Raw genomic sequence first — 1,840 nt, 5'->3', positions numbered from 1 at the left:
CGGCGGGGCCGGCGAGTCGGCGCATCGGCGGTGACTACAGGGCCAGGGTCCGGCCGGCGTCGATGGCGTCGCGGACGCTCCTGGCCAGCGTCGATTCCAGGGCCTCCCCGCGGGCCATGAGTTCGTTCATGCCCTCCGCGTCGTCCGTGTGCGCCAGCAGTTCCTGGTACTTGCCGTTGTTGGCCAGCGCCTCCCGCGCCTTCAGCGCCGCGTCCGCGGTGGCGACGCGGTGGGCGTACTCCTCCAGGGCGGCCACCCTCGCCGTCACCTTGGCGACGCTGCGGGTCAGCGCCGCCTGCTGGGGTTCGAGCACCGCGCGCAGCTCCGCGGTCATCAGCCCACGTCTGGCCTGTTCCTGCTCCTGTTGCAGCTGCGTCTGTACGTGGAGCAGCCGGGCGATCTCCCAGACCTGCCGGGGGAGCAGCACCTCGTTGGCGACGTCGTCCAGGAGGCCGGTTCCGGCGACGCGGGAGCGGGAGACCGAGGTCACGGCTCTCCTGGCGCGCGTGAGCAGTTCCTTCGAGGACGGCGAGAGCTCCGAAACCACCACGAAACGCTTCAGGTACGGCCGGAGGGCGGCCCGGGCGTTGAGCCGGGGGATGAAGCCGTCGATGATGGTCAGGCGCTCGTGCGGGGTCAGGTCGGGGTCCAGGACCAGGTCGACCTTCCTCTCGACGGCCTTGCGCTCGTCGGCGAGCCGGTGACGTTCCTGGGTGGCCTCCGTCGGGCCGGCGGCGGAGATCCGGAGGCGGATGGCGAGGAAACCGCCGACCCCCAGAAGTCCCACGAAGAGAACGAACGCCAGTCGTTCCCGCGAGGCATCGTGGGACAAAGCCCCGACGGCCGCCAGCATCAGCCACAGGCCGACGGTCACCCCGACCGCCTGCGCGCAACCGGAACTCTCACGCGCCACGCATTCCCCCAGGGGCGAAGTTGCCAGAAGTCCAGGAAAGGGCAGAATAGCGCCTGATTTCACGAAAAATAGCCGGAAATCGTGAGAAATCCGGAAATGTGAATTATCGCAACCGCCACTCGCCCCGCTCTTCCGCGTACCCGTTGTTCAGCGCGAACCGCAGCTCCACCATTTGCGCCGCCTCCGGCACCTCGAACACGATGAGTCCCTTGCGGGTCTGGCCCACCGGAATGGTGGTGAACTTGCCGAGCGGCGGCCCGTCCTTCACCTCCAGGAATGTCCCCCGGTACTGCTGGCCCTCGCCGTCGAGCACCGTCGCCGCCGATCCGGGCGCGTCGTCGTAGAGCTCGGCGCCCTTGTTCGTCATGGTCAGCTGGACGGCCATGTACCGGCGTCCGGCCAGCGGCGCGTTGAACTTGCTGATCGGCTCGGCCGTGGGGATCACCTTGTCGAGCGTCACCGCCATCTTCTCGCCGGCCTTCAGTCCCCGGAGAGTGAACGTGGCCCCGAGCCCCTTGGCGTCCGAGCCCGGGCCGGAGCCGGAGTCCGTGTCCGGCTGCCCGGCGTCCGCGGACGACTCGTCACGCAACTGCGCCGACGACGTCGAGTAGACCGGGCCGGACTCCTCCGCGGCGCTGTTGAGCACGGTGACGTAGAAGACCCCGCACCCGCCGAGCAGCAGCAGCGGCAGCCCGATCGCCAGGACCACGACCAGCGCGGTGTTGCGCCGGTGCGACTCGGCCGGCGGGGGACCGTACGGGTAACCGGGCAACCGGGGCTGCGGCGCGAAGGGGTCGACGGCGGGCGGCTGCTGGACGCCGGAGCCGTAGGGCTGCTGCACGGCGGCGTACGGGTCCGGGGGTGGTTGCCGCAGGTACGGATCCGGGGATGGGTGCCGCGCGTACGGATCAGCGGATGGTTGCTGAG

The 1,840-nt window shown here is 70.1% G+C and carries 2 protein-coding genes; both read right to left on the bottom strand.

The window, feature by feature from the left end:
• Positions 1-34: 34 nt before the first annotated feature.
• Complete coding sequence (locus tag HII36_RS54940; protein ID WP_173531343.1) at positions 35-787, bottom strand: hypothetical protein; 753 nt, start codon at positions 785-787, stop codon at positions 35-37.
• A 229-nt stretch (positions 788-1,016) separates the two neighbouring features.
• Positions 1,017-1,840, bottom strand: an 824-nt coding sequence (locus tag HII36_RS54935; protein WP_173531342.1) for a DUF4352 domain-containing protein, incomplete at its 5' end; no start/stop codon positions are given.

It is taken from the genome of Nonomuraea antri (genome assembly GCF_013283785.1).
Classification (GTDB): Bacteria; Actinomycetota; Actinomycetes; order Streptosporangiales; family Streptosporangiaceae; genus Nonomuraea; species Nonomuraea antri.
This window is presented reverse-complemented; position numbering and strand designations above follow the sequence as displayed.